Annotated in this window: 18 protein-coding genes; 3 read left to right on the top strand and 15 right to left on the bottom strand. The window is 66.4% G+C overall.

What is annotated here, in order from left to right; genetic code table 11:
- Nucleotides 1-4: 4 nt before the first annotated feature.
- From carA to pyrR, 4 genes are all read right to left on the bottom strand, one after another.
- A complete protein-coding gene (gene carA / locus HMPREF3067_RS03555; protein ID WP_070768351.1) occupies nucleotides 5-1,165 on the bottom strand; it encodes a glutamine-hydrolyzing carbamoyl-phosphate synthase small subunit in 1,161 nt (386 codons plus the stop codon).
- 75 nt (nucleotides 1,166-1,240) lie between these two features.
- Entirely contained in the window at nucleotides 1,241-2,602 is a 1,362-nt protein-coding gene (locus tag HMPREF3067_RS03550; RefSeq protein WP_070768350.1) for a dihydroorotase, read from the bottom strand.
- Nucleotides 2,603-2,615: 13 nt separating this feature from the next.
- Complete coding sequence (locus HMPREF3067_RS03545; RefSeq protein ID WP_070768349.1) at nucleotides 2,616-3,569, bottom strand: aspartate carbamoyltransferase catalytic subunit; 954 nt, start codon at nucleotides 3,567-3,569, stop codon at nucleotides 2,616-2,618.
- Nucleotides 3,570-3,571: 2 nt separating this feature from the next.
- A complete protein-coding gene (pyrR, locus tag HMPREF3067_RS03540; protein WP_070768348.1) occupies nucleotides 3,572-4,150 on the bottom strand; it encodes a bifunctional pyr operon transcriptional regulator/uracil phosphoribosyltransferase PyrR in 579 nt (192 codons plus the stop codon).
- Between the two features lie 280 nt (nucleotides 4,151-4,430).
- Here pyrR and HMPREF3067_RS03535 point away from each other — a divergent pair, with 280 nt between their 5' ends.
- The 3 genes from HMPREF3067_RS03535 to HMPREF3067_RS03525 all read left to right on the top strand — a co-directional run bounded on the left by HMPREF3067_RS03535 (nucleotide 4,431) and on the right by HMPREF3067_RS03525 (nucleotide 6,945).
- Nucleotides 4,431-5,807 carry a TIGR01777 family oxidoreductase gene (locus HMPREF3067_RS03535; RefSeq protein ID WP_070768347.1) on the top strand — a complete coding sequence of 459 codons (1,377 nt, stop codon included), beginning with the start codon at nucleotides 4,431-4,433 and terminating at the stop codon, nucleotides 5,805-5,807.
- A gap of 168 nt (nucleotides 5,808-5,975) precedes the next feature.
- Nucleotides 5,976-6,467, top strand: coding sequence for a YbjN domain-containing protein (locus HMPREF3067_RS03530; RefSeq protein WP_070768346.1), 492 nt, complete (start codon nucleotides 5,976-5,978; stop codon nucleotides 6,465-6,467).
- Nucleotides 6,460-6,945 carry a YbjN domain-containing protein gene (locus HMPREF3067_RS03525; RefSeq protein WP_070768345.1) on the top strand — a complete coding sequence of 162 codons (486 nt, stop codon included), beginning with the start codon at nucleotides 6,460-6,462 and terminating at the stop codon, nucleotides 6,943-6,945. The genes HMPREF3067_RS03530 and HMPREF3067_RS03525 overlap by 8 nt, the downstream gene beginning before the upstream one ends.
- 144 nt (nucleotides 6,946-7,089) lie before the next feature.
- Here HMPREF3067_RS03525 and nusB read toward each other — a convergent pair whose 3' ends face one another.
- From nusB to ruvX, 11 genes are all read right to left on the bottom strand, one after another.
- Entirely contained in the window at nucleotides 7,090-7,635 is a 546-nt protein-coding gene (gene nusB, locus HMPREF3067_RS03520) for a transcription antitermination factor NusB (protein ID WP_070768371.1), read from the bottom strand.
- A gap of 73 nt (nucleotides 7,636-7,708) precedes the next feature.
- The gene (efp, locus tag HMPREF3067_RS03515) at nucleotides 7,709-8,272 is read right to left on the bottom strand and encodes an elongation factor P (RefSeq protein ID WP_070768344.1); all 564 of its coding nucleotides are present in this window, start codon (nucleotides 8,270-8,272) and stop codon (nucleotides 7,709-7,711) included.
- 174 nt (nucleotides 8,273-8,446) lie between these two features.
- The gene (locus HMPREF3067_RS03510; protein WP_070768343.1) at nucleotides 8,447-9,544 is read right to left on the bottom strand and encodes a M24 family metallopeptidase; all 1,098 of its coding nucleotides are present in this window, start codon (nucleotides 9,542-9,544) and stop codon (nucleotides 8,447-8,449) included.
- Nucleotides 9,545-9,680: 136 nt separating this feature from the next.
- Complete coding sequence (gene aroQ / locus HMPREF3067_RS03505; RefSeq protein ID WP_070768342.1) at nucleotides 9,681-10,130, bottom strand: type II 3-dehydroquinate dehydratase; 450 nt, start codon at nucleotides 10,128-10,130, stop codon at nucleotides 9,681-9,683.
- On the bottom strand, nucleotides 10,130-11,200 hold the full coding sequence (aroB, locus tag HMPREF3067_RS03500) for a 3-dehydroquinate synthase (RefSeq protein WP_070768341.1): 1,071 nt from the start codon (nucleotides 11,198-11,200) through the stop codon (nucleotides 10,130-10,132). The genes aroQ and aroB overlap by 1 nt, the downstream gene beginning before the upstream one ends.
- 55 nt (nucleotides 11,201-11,255) lie before the next feature.
- On the bottom strand, nucleotides 11,256-11,792 hold the full coding sequence (locus HMPREF3067_RS03495; protein ID WP_070768340.1) for a shikimate kinase: 537 nt from the start codon (nucleotides 11,790-11,792) through the stop codon (nucleotides 11,256-11,258).
- Nucleotides 11,793-11,825: 33 nt separating this feature from the next.
- Nucleotides 11,826-13,049: a chorismate synthase gene (aroC, locus tag HMPREF3067_RS03490; protein ID WP_070768339.1), complete on the bottom strand. Its 1,224-nt coding sequence runs from the start codon at nucleotides 13,047-13,049 to the stop codon at nucleotides 11,826-11,828.
- 44 nt (nucleotides 13,050-13,093) lie between these two features.
- Complete coding sequence (locus HMPREF3067_RS03485; protein ID WP_083319111.1) at nucleotides 13,094-13,600, bottom strand: prepilin peptidase; 507 nt, start codon at nucleotides 13,598-13,600, stop codon at nucleotides 13,094-13,096.
- 93 nt (nucleotides 13,601-13,693) lie between these two features.
- Nucleotides 13,694-14,542 (bottom strand): shikimate dehydrogenase, encoded by an 849-nt coding sequence (locus HMPREF3067_RS03480; RefSeq protein WP_070768338.1) that lies wholly within the window; start codon nucleotides 14,540-14,542, stop codon nucleotides 13,694-13,696.
- A 20-nt stretch (nucleotides 14,543-14,562) separates the two neighbouring features.
- Nucleotides 14,563-15,753: an endolytic transglycosylase MltG gene (mltG, locus tag HMPREF3067_RS03475; protein ID WP_070768337.1), complete on the bottom strand. Its 1,191-nt coding sequence runs from the start codon at nucleotides 15,751-15,753 to the stop codon at nucleotides 14,563-14,565.
- Nucleotides 15,754-15,813: 60 nt separating this feature from the next.
- On the bottom strand, nucleotides 15,814-16,347 hold the full coding sequence (gene ruvX / locus HMPREF3067_RS03470) for a Holliday junction resolvase RuvX (RefSeq protein WP_070768336.1): 534 nt from the start codon (nucleotides 16,345-16,347) through the stop codon (nucleotides 15,814-15,816).
- Nucleotides 16,348-16,350 lie beyond the last annotated feature (3 nt).

Here is a 16,350-nt window from a genome sequence, read left to right as displayed (position 1 = left end):
GTCTTTACTTGTTTTCTACGCGCTGGCTGAGCAGCTCGATGAACTGGTCAAACAGCGGGTTGGCGTCGTGGGGGCCGGCGGCGGATTCCGGGTGGTACTGCACGGAGTAGGCCTTGCCGCTCTTCAGCGCCACGCCCTCGACGGTGCCGTCGTTAAGACAGGTGTGGGTAATAATGGCCGGCCCGAAGTCGGACTCGAACTCCCCGCCCGGCTTGCCCGTCGGGTTTTCCAGCGCGAAGCCGTGGTTCTGGGAGGTGATGTCGATCTTGCCGGTCAGGTGGTTTTGCACCGGGACGTTGATGCCGCGGTGGCCGAACTTCATCTTGTAGGTGCCCAGGCCCAGCGCGCGGCCGAGCAGCTGGTTGCCGAAGCAGATGCCGAAGAACGGGTAGCCGGCGGACAGGATCTCGCGGACGATGCCGACCATCTCATCGGCCGTGGCCGGGTCGCCCGGCCCGTTGGAGATGAAGACCCCGTCCGGGTGGTACTGCTCGATCTCTGTGAGCGGGGTGCCGGACGGCACGACGACGGTCTCGATCCCGCGGCGGGCGAAGTGGCGCGGGGTGGCGGACTTTATACCCATGTCGTAGGCGACGACGGTGTAGCGCTTGTCCCCTTCCGCTTCCACGGTGTACGGCTTAGCGGTGGTCACCTCGCTGGATAGGTCGGCGCCTTCCATCGAGTCTTGGCCCTTGACCTCGGCGAGTAGTTCCTCGACGTCGCGTTCGGCGGCCTCGCCGCTGAAGATGCCGGCGGCGATGGAGCCGTAGTTGCGCAGGTGGCGGACCAGGGAGCGGGTGTCGACGCCGCGGATGCCGATGATGTTCTGGGCTTCCATCTCCTCCGGCAGGCTGCGCTCGGCGCGCCAGTTGGACACGCGGTGCGCCAGGTCGCGGATCACCAGGCCGGCAACCCAGATGCGGTTGCCGCGGGACTCGTTGTCCTCGTCGTTCCAGCCGGTGTTGCCGATCTGCGGGGCGGCCGTGACCACAATCTGGCGGTGGTAGGACGGGTCCGTCATGGTTTCCTGGTAGCCGATCATGCCGGTGGTAAACACGGCCTCACCGAGGGTCGTGCCGGTGGCGCCGAAGCCGAAGCCGCGGAACGTGCGGCCATCGGCGAGGACCAAGATGGCCGGCGTCGTGGTGTGGGCGGAGTCAGTCATGAATGTACCTTTCGCTGACTAGTAAATCTTCAAAAGTATTATATGCGGTCTGATGTATTTCTTCCACGACTGACTTTAGTCGTCAGCCCCGCGGGAGTACGTCACCGCGCCACGCAGGATGGTGTGAGTAACCTGCGCGTTGAATTCCTCCCCCTCATAGGGGTTGTTCCGCGCCTTGGAGGCCAGCCGCGTCGAGTCCGAGGTCCACGGGCTGTTCGGGTCCACCAGCGTCAGGTTCGCAGGCTCCCCGACCGCAACCGGGCGCCCGTGGCCGGGCAGGCGGGTGATTTCCGCTGGGCGCTCCGACATCACGCGGGCGACGAAGCGCCAGTCGGCTAGGCCGGAAGCGACGAAGATTTTGGCGATAACCGCCAGCGAGGACTCCAGACCGAGCATGCCCGGCTTGGCGTTTTCGAATTCGACGCACTTGTCCTCGGCGCCGTGCGGCGCGTGGTCCGTGGCCACGCAGTCGATGATCCCGTCCAGCAGCGCCTGACGTAGGGCCTGCGTGTCATGCTCCTCGCGCAGCGGCGGGTTGACGCGGAAAACGCCGTCGTAAGTGTGTAGCTTGTCGTCGGTCAGCAGCAGGTGGTGCGGGGTCACCTCCGCAGTCAGCGGAATGTCCTGGGACTTAGCCCACTTGAGCAGCTCCACGGTACCGGTGGTCGAGGCGTGACAGATGTGCACGCGGTTGCCGTAGTCCCGGGCCAGCAGGGCGTCGCGGGCGACAATTGATTCCTCGGCCACCCGCGGCCAGCCGGTGAGCCCCAACTTGGCGGCGGTCTCGCCTTCGTGCGCCACTGCCCCGTCGGTCAGCCGCGGCTCCTCGGCGTGCTGGGCCAGCAGCACGTCCAGGCCCTTGGCGTATTCCAGGGCGCGGCGCATCAGCTGCGGGTCGGCCACGCACTTGCCGTCGTCGGAGAACATCCGCACCTTGGCGTCGCTGCGGGCCATCATGCCGAACTCGGTGAGCGTCTTGCCCTCGAGCCCCTTGGTGATAGAGCCCACCGGGTGCACGTCGCAGGTGCCGATGCGCTGGGCCTTGGCCCAGATGGACTCCGCGATGACCGGCTGGTCCGTGACCGGGTTGGTATTGGCCATGGTGAACACGGCGGTGAACCCGCCCTTGGCGGCGGCCTGGGAACCGGTCTCGATGGTCTCGGTGTCCTCGCGGCCTGGCTCGCGCAGGTGGACGTGCATGTCCACCAGACCCGGCAGCAGGACGTTGCCGGCGCCGTCGATAACCTCGGCCTGCTGGGCCTCGTCCCCGGCCAGCTTCTCGGCCAGGCCCGGGCCCATCTCGGCGATGACGCCGTCGCGGACTAGGACGTCGACCGGGTCGCCCTCGCCGTAGGGGCGGACGTTGGAAATAAGCAGCGGGCGCTGCGGCGCCGGGTGGGTGGCGCCGGTAGCCGGGAATTGAGAAGTGTTGGTCATGAATATCTTTCTCCTATTCCGCCGAGCTTTCGCCGCCGGCGAGCAAAGTGAACAAGACTGCCATACGCAGGTGCACGCCGTTGTTGACCTGCTGCAGGACGGCGGTGTTGTCGTAGTCAGCCACCTGGTAGTTGATTTCCATGCCGCGGAGCATCGGCCCCGGGTGCATGATGATGGCGTCCTTTTTCATCTGGGCCGCGCGCTGCGGCGACAGGCCGTAGAGGTTGGCGTATTCGCGGTGCGACGGGAAGAAGCCGCCGTGCATGCGCTCAGCCTGCACGCGCAGCATCATGACCACGTCGGCCTCGGCCAGCTCGGCGTCGAAGTCGTAGGCCACGCGCACCGGCCAGTTCTCCACGCCGTTCGGCAGCAGCGTCGCCGGGGCGACCAGGGTGACCTCCGCGCCGAGCTTGGTGAGCAGATCCACGTTGGAGCGCACCACGCGCGAGTGCAGGCAGTCGCCCACGATCTTCACGCGCAGGCCGGAGAAGTTCCCGCCGCTAATCCCCAGGCGCTGGCGCATGGTCACCGCGTCCAGCAGGGCCTGGGTGGGGTGCTGGTGCGCGCCGTCGCCGGCGTTGATCACCGACGGCCCCTCGCCGTTCGGAGCCACCCAGCGGGCTAGCTGCTGCGGCGCGCCGGAGGACGGGTGGCGGATGATGATGGCGTCCGCGCCGATAGCGGCCAGGGTCAGGCCGGTATCGCGCAGGGACTCGCCCTTTTTGACCGAGGACGTCGAGGCCGAGAGGTTAATGACGTCGGCCGACATCCACTTGCCCGCGGTCTCAAACGACGAGCGGGTGCGCGTGGAGTTCTCGTAGAACAGGGTGTAGATGGTCCGTCCGCGCAAGGTCGGCAGCTTCTTGACCTCGCGGCCGTCGAGGACCTCTTTGAAACGGTCTGCCTCGTCCAGAAGCGCCACCAGGTCGGTCGCGCTGATGTCGGCAATATCGAGTAAGTGCTTCATGACTAATCCTCCCGGTAGATGCGGGTCAGCACGACCGCGTCGCGGTCATCAAGGTCGCGGCTGTAGACAGCAATGTCCTCGTCGCGCGATGTCGGGATATTCTTGCCCACGTAATCCGCGCGGATGGGGACCTCGCGGTGGCCGCGGTCGACCAAGCAGGCCAGCTGGATAACGCGGGGGCGCCCCACATCGGACAGAGCGTCCAGGGCGGCGCGGATGGTGCGGCCGGAAAACAGGACGTCGTCGACCAGGATGACGGTCGTGCCGTCAATACCGCCGCCGGGGATCCGGGTCGGCTGCAGGGCGCGGTGCGGTTTGGAGCGCAGGTCGTCGCGGTAGAGCGTGATGTCCAGGGAGCCGCACGGCACGGTCACGCCGGCGAATTCTTGGATCTTTTCTGCCAGCCGGTGGGCCAACGGCACACCACCGGAAGGAATGCCCAGCAAAACGACTGGGTTCGCGTCGGCCTCATCAAGGGCCGTCTTTTCAATGATTTGGTGCGCGATGCGTGCGACAGTGCGCGCGACGTCGTCTGAGCTCAGCAGCTCAGTGGACTCCGCGGAGGTGTCGGAACCACTCATCGTGACCTCCTTCCCCGCCTCACGGTGCGGTCTTTAAAGGATGTCGAATAAGGGTCAGATGAAATTATTCACGTAGGCGGGTACGAGGCGTTGCCTTCCCCGCTCGTGCTAAGGCGAATCTTAGCAGCCCCCGCACCCGGATCGCACCCCTGCGCGTAGCTGAAACACATCCTCCCCCGAACTCGGGGGCGGGCCGAGCGCGCGGCCGGCCAAAAACTGGGACAATAGTTGGTTACACTCCACCGAATACCCGGACTTTTTAAAGGAGTTCTTCCACACCGTGACATTCCAGGCACAACACGTCATCCCCGCCGACCGCGAGCAGGTATGGGACTGGCACACCCGTCCCGGCGCCGTGAGCCGGCTGACCCCGCCTTTCCTGCCCATGTCCCCGCGGGAGCAAGCCCGCAGCCTGGCCGACGGCACCACCGTGTTTTCTCTGCCGGCCGGGCTCAAGTGGATCGCCCGCCACGACTTGTCCCGGTACCGCCGCGGATTTTCTTTCAGCGACGTCTGCGTTTCCGCCCCGCTCAAGCGGCTGGCGTCCTGGCGCCACGACCACGAGTTCGCCGACCACACAGGCGGCACCTTGATCACGGACACGGTGGATACCCGCATCCCCGATAGCGCCCTGGAGTCCGCTTTTGCCTACCGGCAGCACAAGCTAATCGGGGACTTTAACTTCATCAACCAGCTGCGGGACCAGGACATCAACGTCCTGGCCACCGAAACCCGCCCGCTGACCGTGGCGATGACTGGCTCCCGCGGCTCCGTCGGGCGCGCCCTTTCGGCCCAGCTGACCACGCTAGGCCACCGCGTCATCCAGCTGGTCCGATCGGAGGCCAAGGATGACCAGCGCATCTGGAACCCGGACTCGCCGGCGCGCAACCTGCTCGACGACGTCGACGTCCTGGTGCATCTTGCCGGCGAGCCGATCTTCGGGCGCTTCAACGACAAGCACAAGCAGGAAATCCGCGACTCCCGCGTGGGGCCCACCCAAAAGCTCGCCCAGCTGGTGGCCGCCAGCCCGGATACCCACACCTTCGTCTGCGCCTCCGCCATCGGCTACTACGGCAACGACCGCGGTGGCGAGGTGCTTACCGAGGACTCCGCCTCCGGCGACGGCTTCCTGGCCGATGTGGTCCGCGAATGGGAAGCCGCGACCACCGAGGCCCGCGAGGCCGGCAAGCGCGTGGTCAACATCCGCACCGGGATCGCCTTGACCGGCACCAGCGGACTGCTGCCGCTGCTGCGCGCGCTGTTTTCCACAGGTCTTGGCGGCTCCTTCGGCGACGGCGACTTCTGGTTCTCCTGGGTCGCCTTTGACGACCTGTGTGATATCTACACCCGCGCCATCTTCGACACCGCCCTATCTGGGCCCGTCAACGCGGCGTCGACCGCCCCGGTGTTGAACCGGGAGATGACCAAGGCCCTGGCCGAGCAGCTCAAGCGCCCAGCCGTCCTGCCCATCCCCACCTTCGGCCCGGCCCTGCTGCTGGGCAAGGAGGGTGCCCAAGAGCTCGCGCTGGCCGACCAGCGCGTGGCCCCGGCCAAGCTGCAAGAGCACGGCCACGTCATGCGTTTCGGCAGCATCCAGGACACCTTCGCCCACGAGCTGGGCAACCAGCGCCTCTGGCAGCCGTCCGACTCCAACTAACCGCCCGCGCCCCACGCCGGCAACCTCTCCGTTATGCTGGATGGACGGATTACCCGCCAAGGACTTCGACCTGCCCACCGGCACGCCCGGATCGCAGTGCCCAAGTCCCGCGGTAGGTAACGAATGTTTTTCGACCCCTTTTAACCTACAAGTTTGGATTTTGTCCCAGTGACTGATGAACAACCCCAATTGCACCCGGACACCCCAGTAGAGCCGGTGACCCTCGCCCGCGTCGGGGAAATCTTCGACGCCGAAAAGCTGCAGTACCGGATGGAAAACCAGCCGGTCAGCGACGAGGAGACCATCGACATCCTGCGAACCGGTTTCTCCAACGCCGCCATCGCCATGCAGGTGCGGGAAAACACCCTCATCCTGGATTCGGTCTGGCGCGGCGACGTGCCGGCCGCGGAGGGCCCGAAGGTCCTGGCCCAGCTCAACCAGTGGAACACCGAGCACTTCGCCCCCACCCTGCGTTTCTTTGAGACCGGCGAGGGCAGCCTGGCCGTCTCCGCCGTGCGCGAGCTCAACATCAGCCAGGGCCTGTCCCGCAACCAGATCGGTGCGTTCGTGATGTCCACCCTGGACGCCGTCGTGCAGTCGTTTACCTGGCTGGAGCAGCAGTACCCGGAACTCGTGACTTGGGAGGAGCACAATGACTAACCAGAACCCCACCGACACCGCCCTACCGGAGGTCACCCTGGAACGCGTCATCGACGCGATGCGCACCTTCGAGATCGAGCTGGAAAAGATCGAAGGCCGCAACGACGCCGCCACGGCTAACCTCAACGGCCTGCCGTGCATGTTCGCGGTGCTGGACTCCGTGGTCATCGTCCGCTGCGACGTGGCTACCGACGCCTCCTTCTCGCAGGCCGATGCCGGGCTCTTCCTAGCGGCCAACCAGATCAACTCGGTTTCCTTCGGCGCCCGCGTGGCCATCGCCGAGCACGAGGACATGCTCATCGTGCGTTCCGAGCGCGACCTGCCGGTGGCCGCCGGCGCGACCGACGGCCAGCTGACCGCAGCGCTCCAGGCCGCCGTCGACGGCGTCATCGGCGCCCAGAACGCCATGGTCTCCGCCGCCGAGGAAATGGCCAAGATGGGCTCCGAGACCGCCCAGGAAGCCGGCGGCGACAACTAGCAGAGCCAATTCAGCACGAAAAGCTGGCTGTCCTCCTTCTCCAACCTCGCGCACTAGCGCGGGTGGATGGGAAAGGCAGCCAGCTTTTTAGATCCTGCAGACAACGTCCCACAGCCGGCCTGCGCCGGAGCGGCGGGACCGCGCCTACTCAGCCGGTGTGTCCTTCTCCCCTTCCGGGGAATCCGCAGCGGTCTCAGCGCCGTCGGCGGTCTCCTCGGAGACGAGGTCCTCCTCGGGGGTCATCGGGTTTCCGGCGCGGCGGGACTGCGCGACGTCGTCGAGGACCGCGTTGATGTACGGGGCGGCCTTGATGTGCGAGTATTCGCTGGCCAGCTCCACGCCTTCGGTCACGGCGGTAGCCAGTGGTACCTCCGGGTTGTAGAGCAGCTCCCAGGTGGACACGCGCAGGATGGCTCGCTCGACGGGAGGCAGCCGGTCCAGGCTCCAATCGTCGGCAAGGTAGCGGGCGATCGCGTCATCGATGTCGTCCAGCTCTTCGGCCACGCCTTGGACGATTTCTGCGGTGTAGTCCGCGATCGGCGCAACGCCGTGCTCGCCTTCCAGGGCCAGGCCCTTTCGTTCCTGGACGATGGCTACCGGATCGATGTCGCGGTTTTCTGCCTCGTAGAGGATGTCGGCGGCACGCCGCCGTGCCCGGTACCGTGCGCCGTGGCGACGGTTGCGGGACACGCGCTCGGGAGACGAGCTGTGCTGCTCGTTATTTTCTTCCGTCACTGGGTCCTTCTTTTGTTCTTGCTGCACGCTAGTTGCTGACGCGGGACAGGTACTCGCCCGTCCGGGTATCCACCTTGAGCACGTTGCCGGTCTCGATGAACAGCGGGACCTGGATCTCGGCGCCGGTCTCTAGGGTGGCCGGCTTGGTGCCACCGTTGGAGCGGTCGCCCTGCAGGCCCGGATCGGTGTGCTCGACCTTCAGGTCAACGTTGATCGGCAGCTCGGCGAACAGCGGCTCGCCCTCGTGGAAGGAGACCTGCACGCGCATGTTCTCCAGCAGGAACTTGGCGGCGTCGCCGAACTTGTCCGGGCTCAGCTCGACCTGCTCGAAGTCCTTGTCGTCCATGACGACGTAGTTGCTGCCGTCGTGGTACAGGTAGGTCATGTCGCGGCGGTCCACCGTCGCGGTCTCGACCTTGGCGCCGGCGTTCCACGTCTTGTCCGTGACCTTGCCCGAGACAACGTCCTTGAGCTTGGTGCGCACGAAGGCAGGGCCCTTGCCCGGCTTGACGTGCTGGAACTCAATAATCTGCTGGAGCTTATTGTCAATCTTTAGAACAAGACCGTTCTTGAATGCGGTGGTATCAGCCACGAATCAATCTCCCGAAGTCTGTTGGATTAAAAGTTACGTCTTGCCAGTTTACTATCCCTGCCGGAATGCGTGTAAAACCGGCGCCCACTTTTTGTGGTGGGCAACCGGCGGCAACGCCCCCGGGCGGTCAGTGCGTCCGCGCGGGCAGTACCTCGCGTGGACCTGGGGCCCGGTCTAGAAGGACCGCAGTTCCTTCGGCGAGCGGGTGATGATAGTCGGGGCGCCGTCGGTGATGATGAGGGTGTCCTCGATTCGCACGCCGCCCTTGCCGGGCACGTAAACGCCCGGCTCGATGGTCAGCGTCATGCCGGCGGCCAGGGTGCCCTTAGCGTTGCGGGCGGCCGCGGGCGCCTCGTGGACGAGCAGGCCCACGCCGTGGCCGGTCGAGTGGACGAAGTACTCGCCGTAGCCGGCCTCCTCGATGACGTCGCGGCAGGCCTTGTCCACGTCCGCGAGTGCGGTGCCCGGGGTGGCCGCCGCCACGCCGGCCTCCTGGGCACGCTTAACCACGTCGTAGATCTCCCGGGCGAACTCGTCCGGTTCACCGATGACGACGGTGCGCGTCATATCGGAGTTGAAGCCGCGCAGGTGGGCGCCGAAATCGATGGTGACCAGGTCGCCGTCTTCCAGCACCCGGTCGTCGGCGCCGTGGTGCGGCAGCGCGGAGTTCGGGCCGGAGGCCACGATGGTGTCGAAGCTGGTGCGCTCCGCGCCCGCCGCGCGCATCCGGTATTCCAGGTCGACTGCGATCTGGCGCTCGGTGCGGCCCGCGCGGACCTCGCCCGCGGCTAGCATCGCCTCGAAGGCATCGGTAGCCAGCTGCGCCAGGGAGTCCAGGCGTTCCAGCTCGAGCGGATCCTTGTAGAGGCGGATCTCCTCAATCACGCCGGAGATAGGAACCAGGGTCACGTCCTCCGGGCAGGCCTTCTCCAGCGCCGCGTGCTGGTTAACCGAGACCGTGTCCGCTTCGAAGCCCACCCTCAGCGGCCCCTGCCCCTCCAGGGTCTTGAGCAGGGCCGTGCCGACGCCGCGCTCGATAATCGGGGTGATGTCCGGCACTTCCTGCTTAATCTGGGTGGTGTACCGCCCGTCGGTGGCTATAGCGGCGGAAAGGTCCTTCCGCAACAGCAGCGCGCCGTTCGAGCCGGAGAAATTCGACAGGTAACGCACGTGGATAAGATCGGTGACCAAAATCGCGTCGATGCGCTGCCCCGCCAGCTGCGCCGCAAGCTTCCGACGCCGGTCGCTAAAACGAGTATCTGCCAAAGCCATGGTTAATCCTTTCCGCTGAGCAAAATGCACTAAAGGCGGGCTTTTAAAGCCCACCGCGTAGGACACCCATTCTAGCCTGTGTCCGCAGACACGGTAACCGTTTTCACACCGGCGTGAAGGCGCGGGGCTGCAGGGCTTAGGAAGAGGCGGTGAAGTACTCGAGGGCGGCGAGGTAGCCAACCGGGCCGAGTCCGGCGATGACGCCGCCGGCGATGGCCGACAGGTAGGAGTGCTGCCGGAATTCTTCCCGGGCGTGCACGTTGGACAGGTGGACCTCCACGAAGCCCGCGCCGTCGGCGATCTCCGCGAGCGCGTCGCGGATGGCCACTGAGGTATGGGTAAAAGCCCCGGGGTTGATGATGACACCCGCGCCGGCGTCGGCGGCGGCGTGGACGCGGTCGATGATCTCACCCTCGTGGTTGGACTGGAAGAAGTCCAGCTCCAGTTCGGCGCCCTCCGCGCGGAGTTTCTCTCCGCGCTGGCGGATCATCTCCTCGATGTCACGCAGGGTGGTGGTGCCGTAGACGTCCGGCTGGCGCTTGCCCAGCCGGTTCAGGTTGGGCCCGTTGATGATAACTACCTGCATTATCTGCTCACCTTCTCAAATGCTTGGCGCAATTCGTCCTCGCTCGGGCCCTCAATGCGGGTGGTCGCCCCGACCGCGGTCAAGGCCACGAAGCGGATTTTACCGTCGCGGTTCTTCTTGTCATGGCGCATGGCCGCGTACAGCTCCGGCCACTGGCCGTCGCGGTAGGCAACCGGCAGGCCGACGGAGGTGAGGACCTCGCGGTGCAGCTCGACCAGATCGGCGTCGATGAACCCGCGGGCCTCGGCCAGGTAGGCCACGAACATCATGCCCACGGCCACGGCGTTGCCGTGGCGCCAGGAGTAGTCCTCCGCGCGCTCGATGGCGTGCCCGAAGGTGTGCCCGTAGTTCAGGGTCTCCCGCAGGCCGGACTCCTTGAGGTCCTGGCCCACCACGTGGGCCTTGACCGCCACCGAGCGGGCGATAAGTTCCGGCAGGGCGCCGTCCGGGTCCAGGCAGGCGGCCGGGTCGCGGCGGTAGAGCTCGATGATCTCCGGGTCGTGGATGAAGCCGGTCTTGATGATTTCTGCCGAGCCGGTCACCATCTCTTCGTCCGGGAGGCTGCGCAGCACCTCAATGTCGGCGAAGACGGCCAGCGGCTCGTGGAAGGACCCAACCAGGTTCTTGCCGGCCGCGGTGTTGATGCCGGTCTTGCCGCCGACAGCCGCGTCCACCATGGCCAGCAGCGTCGTCGGCACCTGCACCACGCGGATGCCGCGCATCCAGGTCGCCGCGACGAATCCCGCCAGGTCCGTGGTCGCGCCGCCGCCGAAGCCGACGACAAGGTCCTGGCGGCCAAAGCCGGCCGCGCCGAGCTTGTCCCAGAGCTCGCTGACGACGCTGAGCTGCTTGGCGCGCTCAGCGTCCGGCAAGAGCCAGACGTGGCAGCGCACGCCGGCGCCCTCAACCGCGTCGGCGAGCCGGCGCGCGGAGGCGCTCAAGACCTCGGGGCAGAGGATGGCTATCTGGCCCGCGCCGGACTCCCGGATGGTCTCGACGATTTCCGGGGCCAGCCCGTGACCAATGTGGACGTGATACGGTGCCGGGCCGTTAACCGGAATGACGGGCATGGGCTTCTCCTCGCAAAATTAGGGGGTGGGGTGTGGCGGTTAGAGGGTGGTCTTCCTACAGGGTCTCCAAGAAGCCGAGGATATCCCCGACCACCTGCTGCGGGCTGCGCCCGTCGGTGCGGGCACGGTAGTCGGCGACCTCGCGGTAGAACTCATCGCGCTGGTCCAGCAGCTCCTGGTAGCGCGCCAACGGGTCCTCCGACTGTAGGACCGGGCGGGAGTTGTTGCTGGAGGTGCGCCGCACACCTTCCTCCGCGCTGACTTCCACCCAGATGACTGTGTGGCGCTCCAGCAGGTCACGGGTGGCCGGGTTGACCACGGCTCCCCCGCCGAGGCTGACCACGCCGCCGGCGGACAGGGCCTCGGCCACGTGCTTTTCTTCCTCGCGGCGGAAATCTTCCTCGCCCAGCTCGGCGAAGACCTCGCCGCAGGGCTTGCCGTGGGCGACCTCGATCAGCTGGTCCGAATCCACCAGCCCGACGTTCAGCGCCCGAGCGAGCCGGCGCCCGATGGTCGATTTACCGGCGCCCGGCGGGCCCACCAGCACCGCCAGCGGTCGCGGAGCTCCCGTCGCTAAAGGAGGTACGGTCATCGTAGTCCTGGCCTTTCCAGTATGTTTGGTCTTTTAGGCTTCGGGGTTATCCTGCGGGAAGTTCAAGCGCTGGGCGACGTAGTCCTGGTAAGCGGCGATGTTGCGCTTGGTCTCCGCTAAGCTGTCGCCGCCGAACTTCTCCAGCACGGCGCGGGCGACGACGAGCGCCACCATGGCCTCGGCCACCACGCCGGCCGCGGGCACCGCGCACACGTCGGAGCGCTGGTGGATGGCGGTCGCGGCGGAACCGTCGGCCATGTCCACGGTCTGCAGCGCACGCGGCACGGTGGAAATGGGCTTCATGGCCGCCCGCACCCGCAGCTGCTGGCCGTTGGTCATGCCGCCCTCGAGGCCGCCCGCGCGGTTAGTCAGCCGATCGACGCCGTCGTCCGTGCGCACCATCTCATCGTGCGCGGCGGAGCCGCGGCGGCGGGCCTCGGCGAAGCCGTCGCCGATCTCCACGCCCTTGATGGCCTGGATACCCATCAGCGCAGCCGCCAGCTGGGCGTCGAGGCGATCCTCGCCGCTGATGTGCGAGCCCAAGCCGATGGGCAGGCCGTCGACGACGACCTCCACGACCCCGCCTAAGGTGTCACCCTGCTTCTTGGCGGCCTCGATCTCGGTGACCATGCTCTCCTCAGCGGACTTGTCGAAGGAACGCACCGGGGAGGCATCGATAGCCGCAAGATCCGCCGGCGCCGGGGCCGGGCCCTCGTAAGGATCGGAAGCGCCGATGGAGATGACATGGGAGATCACCTCCACGCCGAGGGTCTCCCTCAGGAAGTTACGGGCGAAGGTGGCCGCGGCCACGCGGGCGGCGGTCTCCCGGGCGGAGGAACGCTCCAGGATCGGGCGGGCCTCGGCGTGGTCGTACTTGACCATGCCGGCAAAATCCGCGTGGCCCGGTCGCGGGCGGGTCAGCGCAGCGCCGCGGCCCGACTGCATGGCTTCTGCGACCTGCGCGTCGTCCATATCCAACGGGCCCGGGCTCATCACGGTGGTCCACTTCGGCCACTCAGTATTGCCGATCATCACCGCAATCGGGCTGCCCAAGGTCTGGCCGTGGCGGACGCCGGCGAGCAGGGTCAGCTCATCGGCCTCGAACTTCATTCGGGCGCCGCGGCCGTAGCCCAGCCTCCTCCGCGAAAGTTGCTGCGCAATCTCATCCTTAGTAATCGGAACCCCGGCCGGCAGGTGCTCAAGCAGCGCGATGAGAGCCTGCCCGTGGGATTCTCCCGCAGTTGTCCAACGAAGCATGGCTGTCATTATTTCACGCCGGCCCTGTGAAGTGGTGCATCCGTCTACATTATGGGGGTAGCCACCCACCTGGCGGCCGCCACCGCGGCGGCGGCAAAGAGCATGGCCGGACCGTGTGGGACGCCTCGGTGCTCCGCCTTCCGGCCGCTGCCGGCAGCGGTGCATAATAATCCGGCCCCCAGGGTCACCAGCCCGGCAATGCCCATCGCGGCGAGCACCCCGACCGTCCCGGCAAGCGCGGCGCAGCCCACCCCGAGCGGGGCCGCGAGCTTGATGTCCCCGCCGCCTAAGCGCCCGGCCGGGCCGGGCAGCAGCGTCTGGGCGAGGTAGACGCCCGGCCAGATAAGCCCCACGGCCCAGGACGGATACTGAAAAAGCGCGAGGACTGCTACTGCCCCGGCGGGCAGCGTCAGCCAGTTGGGCAGGCGCCGGGCGCTAAGGTCCCACCAGCACAGTGTCGCGGCCCAGGCCACCAGCAGCCCAAGCCCCACGGCACAGGCCGCGATTGGTAACTCTTCCCCCGTGGGCACGAAAGGCGCAGTGTGCACCATAAGCTGATTCTCCCCCGCTTCCCCCAAAGCTTGAACCTCGTGTAGCCCAGCTTAAGGGATCGGGCGCGGGGCTGCCCAGGGCGCGGTCGTGGGCTAGCTGCGCTTGGCGCGGTTTATTACCGAGCTCTGGCGGGCGGCCAGAGCGCTGTTGAGCGCGTCAATCATCTCTTCTTGCGGGGCGGGCTGGCCCGTGAACTGTTCGAACTGACTGAAGGCCTGGTGGGCCAGCATGATGTGCCCGTTGACCGTCGCGTAGCCGTTCGCCGCGGCGGCCACGGTCAGCGGAGTCGGCCAGGGCTCGTAAATGACGTCGAGCACCGGCGCGTGCGCGAGATCCAGCAAGTGGTCTTCCAGCGCCGCCGCGGGAACCGTGGAGACGATCACCCCGGTGCCCAGGGACAGCTGCTCCAAGTCGGTGCAGAAGTCTGTGGTGCGCAGCTCCAGGCCCAGCTCGCGGGCTAGCGGCTTGAGCTCGGCGCGGCGGTTGGATCGGTTGAGCACCGTGACGGTCTGAACGCCGCGCTGGGCCAGAGCCCACAGCGCCGGGCGCGCGGTACCGCCGGCGCCGATGACCACGGCCTCGTCCACGTGCTGGTCCCCGAGCAGGCGCTGCAGCGCGCCGAGGACGCCCTCGGTGTCGGTGTTGTCGGCCCGCCAGCGCGCCTCGCTCAGCCGCACCAGGGTATTGGCCGAGCCCAGCAGGCGGGCGCGGTCGGTGACCTCGTCGGCTATCTCCACCGCGGCGAACTTGCCCGGCATGGTCACGGAGAAACCGCGCACGTCGGCGGCGGCCCCACGCACGAGCCCGGAGAGCTGTTCGGCCGTGCACTCCTGCCGGCCGTAGTCCCAATCCTCCAGACCGAGGGTGGCGTAACCGGCGTTGTGCAAAACCGGGGAGAGCGAGTGCTCGATGGGCGAGCCCAATACCGCCGCGCGTGGCATGACCGAGGTCTCCTAGTTCTCTAGTTTTCAGCGTTCTCGGCGTCGGCCGGGTTGGTGCCTTGGCGCTGGTGGTCCAGGATGCCCGAGTCGAGGGCCTCGCGGACCTTTTCCTGGTGCTCGTCGAAGTTGTTGGTGAACACAGTCGTGCCCTGATCATCCACGGTGACGAAGAAGAGCCACTCGCCCTCGGCGGGGTGCTCCATCGCCTGGATAGCTTCCTCCGACGGCGACGCGATCGGCGTATCCGGCAGGCCATCCTTGGCGTAGGTGTTCCACGGCGTCTTGCGATCGCGGTCCTCGTCGGTGGTGGCCAGCTCGACGTCTTCCAGGCCGTAGTTGACGGTGGAGTCAAACTCCAGGCGCATGGGCTCGTCCAGGCGGTTCAGGATGACACGCGCGACCTTGTCGAACTCGCCAGCCGGGGCCTCGCGCTCGACCAGGGAGGCAGAGGTAAGCAGCTCGTAGGGGCTCACGCCAATGGCCTGGGCACGGCCAACGATGTCGGTCTCGTTGTACTGCTCCGCAGAGCGGGAAACCAGATCGGTCAGGATCTCCTCGGCGCTCATGTTCGGGTCCAGGATGTAGCGGCCCGGCGCAATGAGGCCCTCCAGGCGCTTCGGATCGTCGCCGCGGGCCTTGACCGGTTCGATAGCCCACTCCGGGGCGCCCAGCTGCTGCGGGTCCACGGTCGCCGCGACACGCTCCAGCTCGTCCTTCTGGACGCAGTTGCCTTCCTCGCAGGTGACCTTCTCGATCATGGAGTAGATGCCGTAGCGCACGTCGCCGCCGATGACGGAGACGTCTTGGAGCGTCGCGCCGCCTTGCACGTCCAGTAGGTCGACCTGGTTGTTAAGGTCGAGCAACGCCTTGACTGCAGAATCTGCGCTCATCTCCTCCTGCAGGCGGTAGAAGCCCGGCTGCAGCGAGCCGGCGTCAACGTTGTTGGCGGCGGCAGTCTGGAAAGCCTCGTCGCTTTTCACCACGCCCTTGTCCACCAAGTCAGGGCCCAGCTCCGAGATGGAGGACCCCTCCGGTACCTGGATCAGCTGGGTCACGCCGTTACCCGTCCCTTCAAAGTCGGTGCGCGAACCTCCCTTGTCGCCCACCAGGATCTGGCCACCGATGTAGACGATCGCGCCGATGATCAGCACAAAGGAGGCGATCAGCACGGCTAAGCCACGCTGTCGTCGCTTCACGAACTTCGGTTCCATGCGCCTAGCCAAGCGCTGTTCATTGCGGCTCACTAAATTAGTCTCCTGAGGTCGAAGGCTTTATTGGTCTGCGTCATTCTGCTTATCGGACAATGCTCGCGCGCGGGCGTCCAGCCAGCTTTGGAGAATCTCCACAGCAGCGGCTTGGTCAATCACTTTACGGCCCTTCTTCTCAGATACTCCAGAGGCACGCAAGGCTTGGGTGGCGACCACCGTGGTGAGACGCTCATCCGCCAATCTGACAGGTGCTAACGAAACCATCGTTTCAGACTTCGCCAACCGGCGACGGATACGAAACGCAATCTCCTTGGCGTGCTTGACGCTTTTGGATCCGTTGGCCTGCAAATCCCGCGGCAGCCCGACGACCACTTCGGCAACTTGGTACTGTTCGGCCAGCTCAACGAGCCGATCGATGTCCACGCCGTCGCGGTCCTTGAAGCCGGTGACCCGCGCGACGGTCTCGACGGGGGTCGCCAGGCGCGCGTCGCGATCGCTGACGGCTACCCCAATTCGGACAGTGCCAACGTCTACGCCGAGCCGCCGGCCGGGGCCGGGGTCGTCTAGGCCGGGAGTATCCGGTGTGACTTTCGCCATAGA

The sequence above is a fragment of the Corynebacterium sp. HMSC04H06 genome (genome assembly GCF_001815935.1).
Classification (GTDB): Bacteria; Actinomycetota; Actinomycetes; order Mycobacteriales; family Mycobacteriaceae; genus Corynebacterium.
Note: the sequence above shows the minus strand (reverse complement) of the source record. Positions and strands in the feature narration are given on the sequence as shown.

Coding starts and splice junctions, on each gene's coding strand:
- mltG (WP_070768337.1), bottom strand. CDS start 15,753: ATGGAACCGAAGTTCGTGAAGCGACGACAGCGTGGCTTAGCCGTGCTG.
- aroC (WP_070768339.1), bottom strand. CDS start 13,049: ATGCTTCGTTGGACAACTGCGGGAGAATCCCACGGGCAGGCTCTCATC.
- HMPREF3067_RS03545 (WP_070768349.1), bottom strand. CDS start 3,569: ATGAAGCACTTACTCGATATTGCCGACATCAGCGCGACCGACCTGGTG.
- HMPREF3067_RS03495 (WP_070768340.1), bottom strand. CDS start 11,792: ATGACCGTACCTCCTTTAGCGACGGGAGCTCCGCGACCGCTGGCGGTG.
- HMPREF3067_RS03480 (WP_070768338.1), bottom strand. CDS start 14,542: ATGCCACGCGCGGCGGTATTGGGCTCGCCCATCGAGCACTCGCTCTCC.
- HMPREF3067_RS03485 (WP_083319111.1), bottom strand. CDS start 13,600: ATGGTGCACACTGCGCCTTTCGTGCCCACGGGGGAAGAGTTACCAATC.
- ruvX (WP_070768336.1), bottom strand. CDS start 16,347: ATGGCGAAAGTCACACCGGATACTCCCGGCCTAGACGACCCCGGCCCC.
- HMPREF3067_RS03510 (WP_070768343.1), bottom strand. CDS start 9,544: ATGGCTTTGGCAGATACTCGTTTTAGCGACCGGCGTCGGAAGCTTGCG.
- aroB (WP_070768341.1), bottom strand. CDS start 11,200: ATGCCCGTCATTCCGGTTAACGGCCCGGCACCGTATCACGTCCACATT.
- HMPREF3067_RS03525 (WP_070768345.1), top strand. CDS start 6,460: ATGACTAACCAGAACCCCACCGACACCGCCCTACCGGAGGTCACCCTG.
- pyrR (WP_070768348.1), bottom strand. CDS start 4,150: ATGAGTGGTTCCGACACCTCCGCGGAGTCCACTGAGCTGCTGAGCTCA.
- aroQ (WP_070768342.1), bottom strand. CDS start 10,130: ATGCAGGTAGTTATCATCAACGGGCCCAACCTGAACCGGCTGGGCAAG.
- carA (WP_070768351.1), bottom strand. CDS start 1,165: ATGACTGACTCCGCCCACACCACGACGCCGGCCATCTTGGTCCTCGCC.
- HMPREF3067_RS03550 (WP_070768350.1), bottom strand. CDS start 2,602: ATGACCAACACTTCTCAATTCCCGGCTACCGGCGCCACCCACCCGGCG.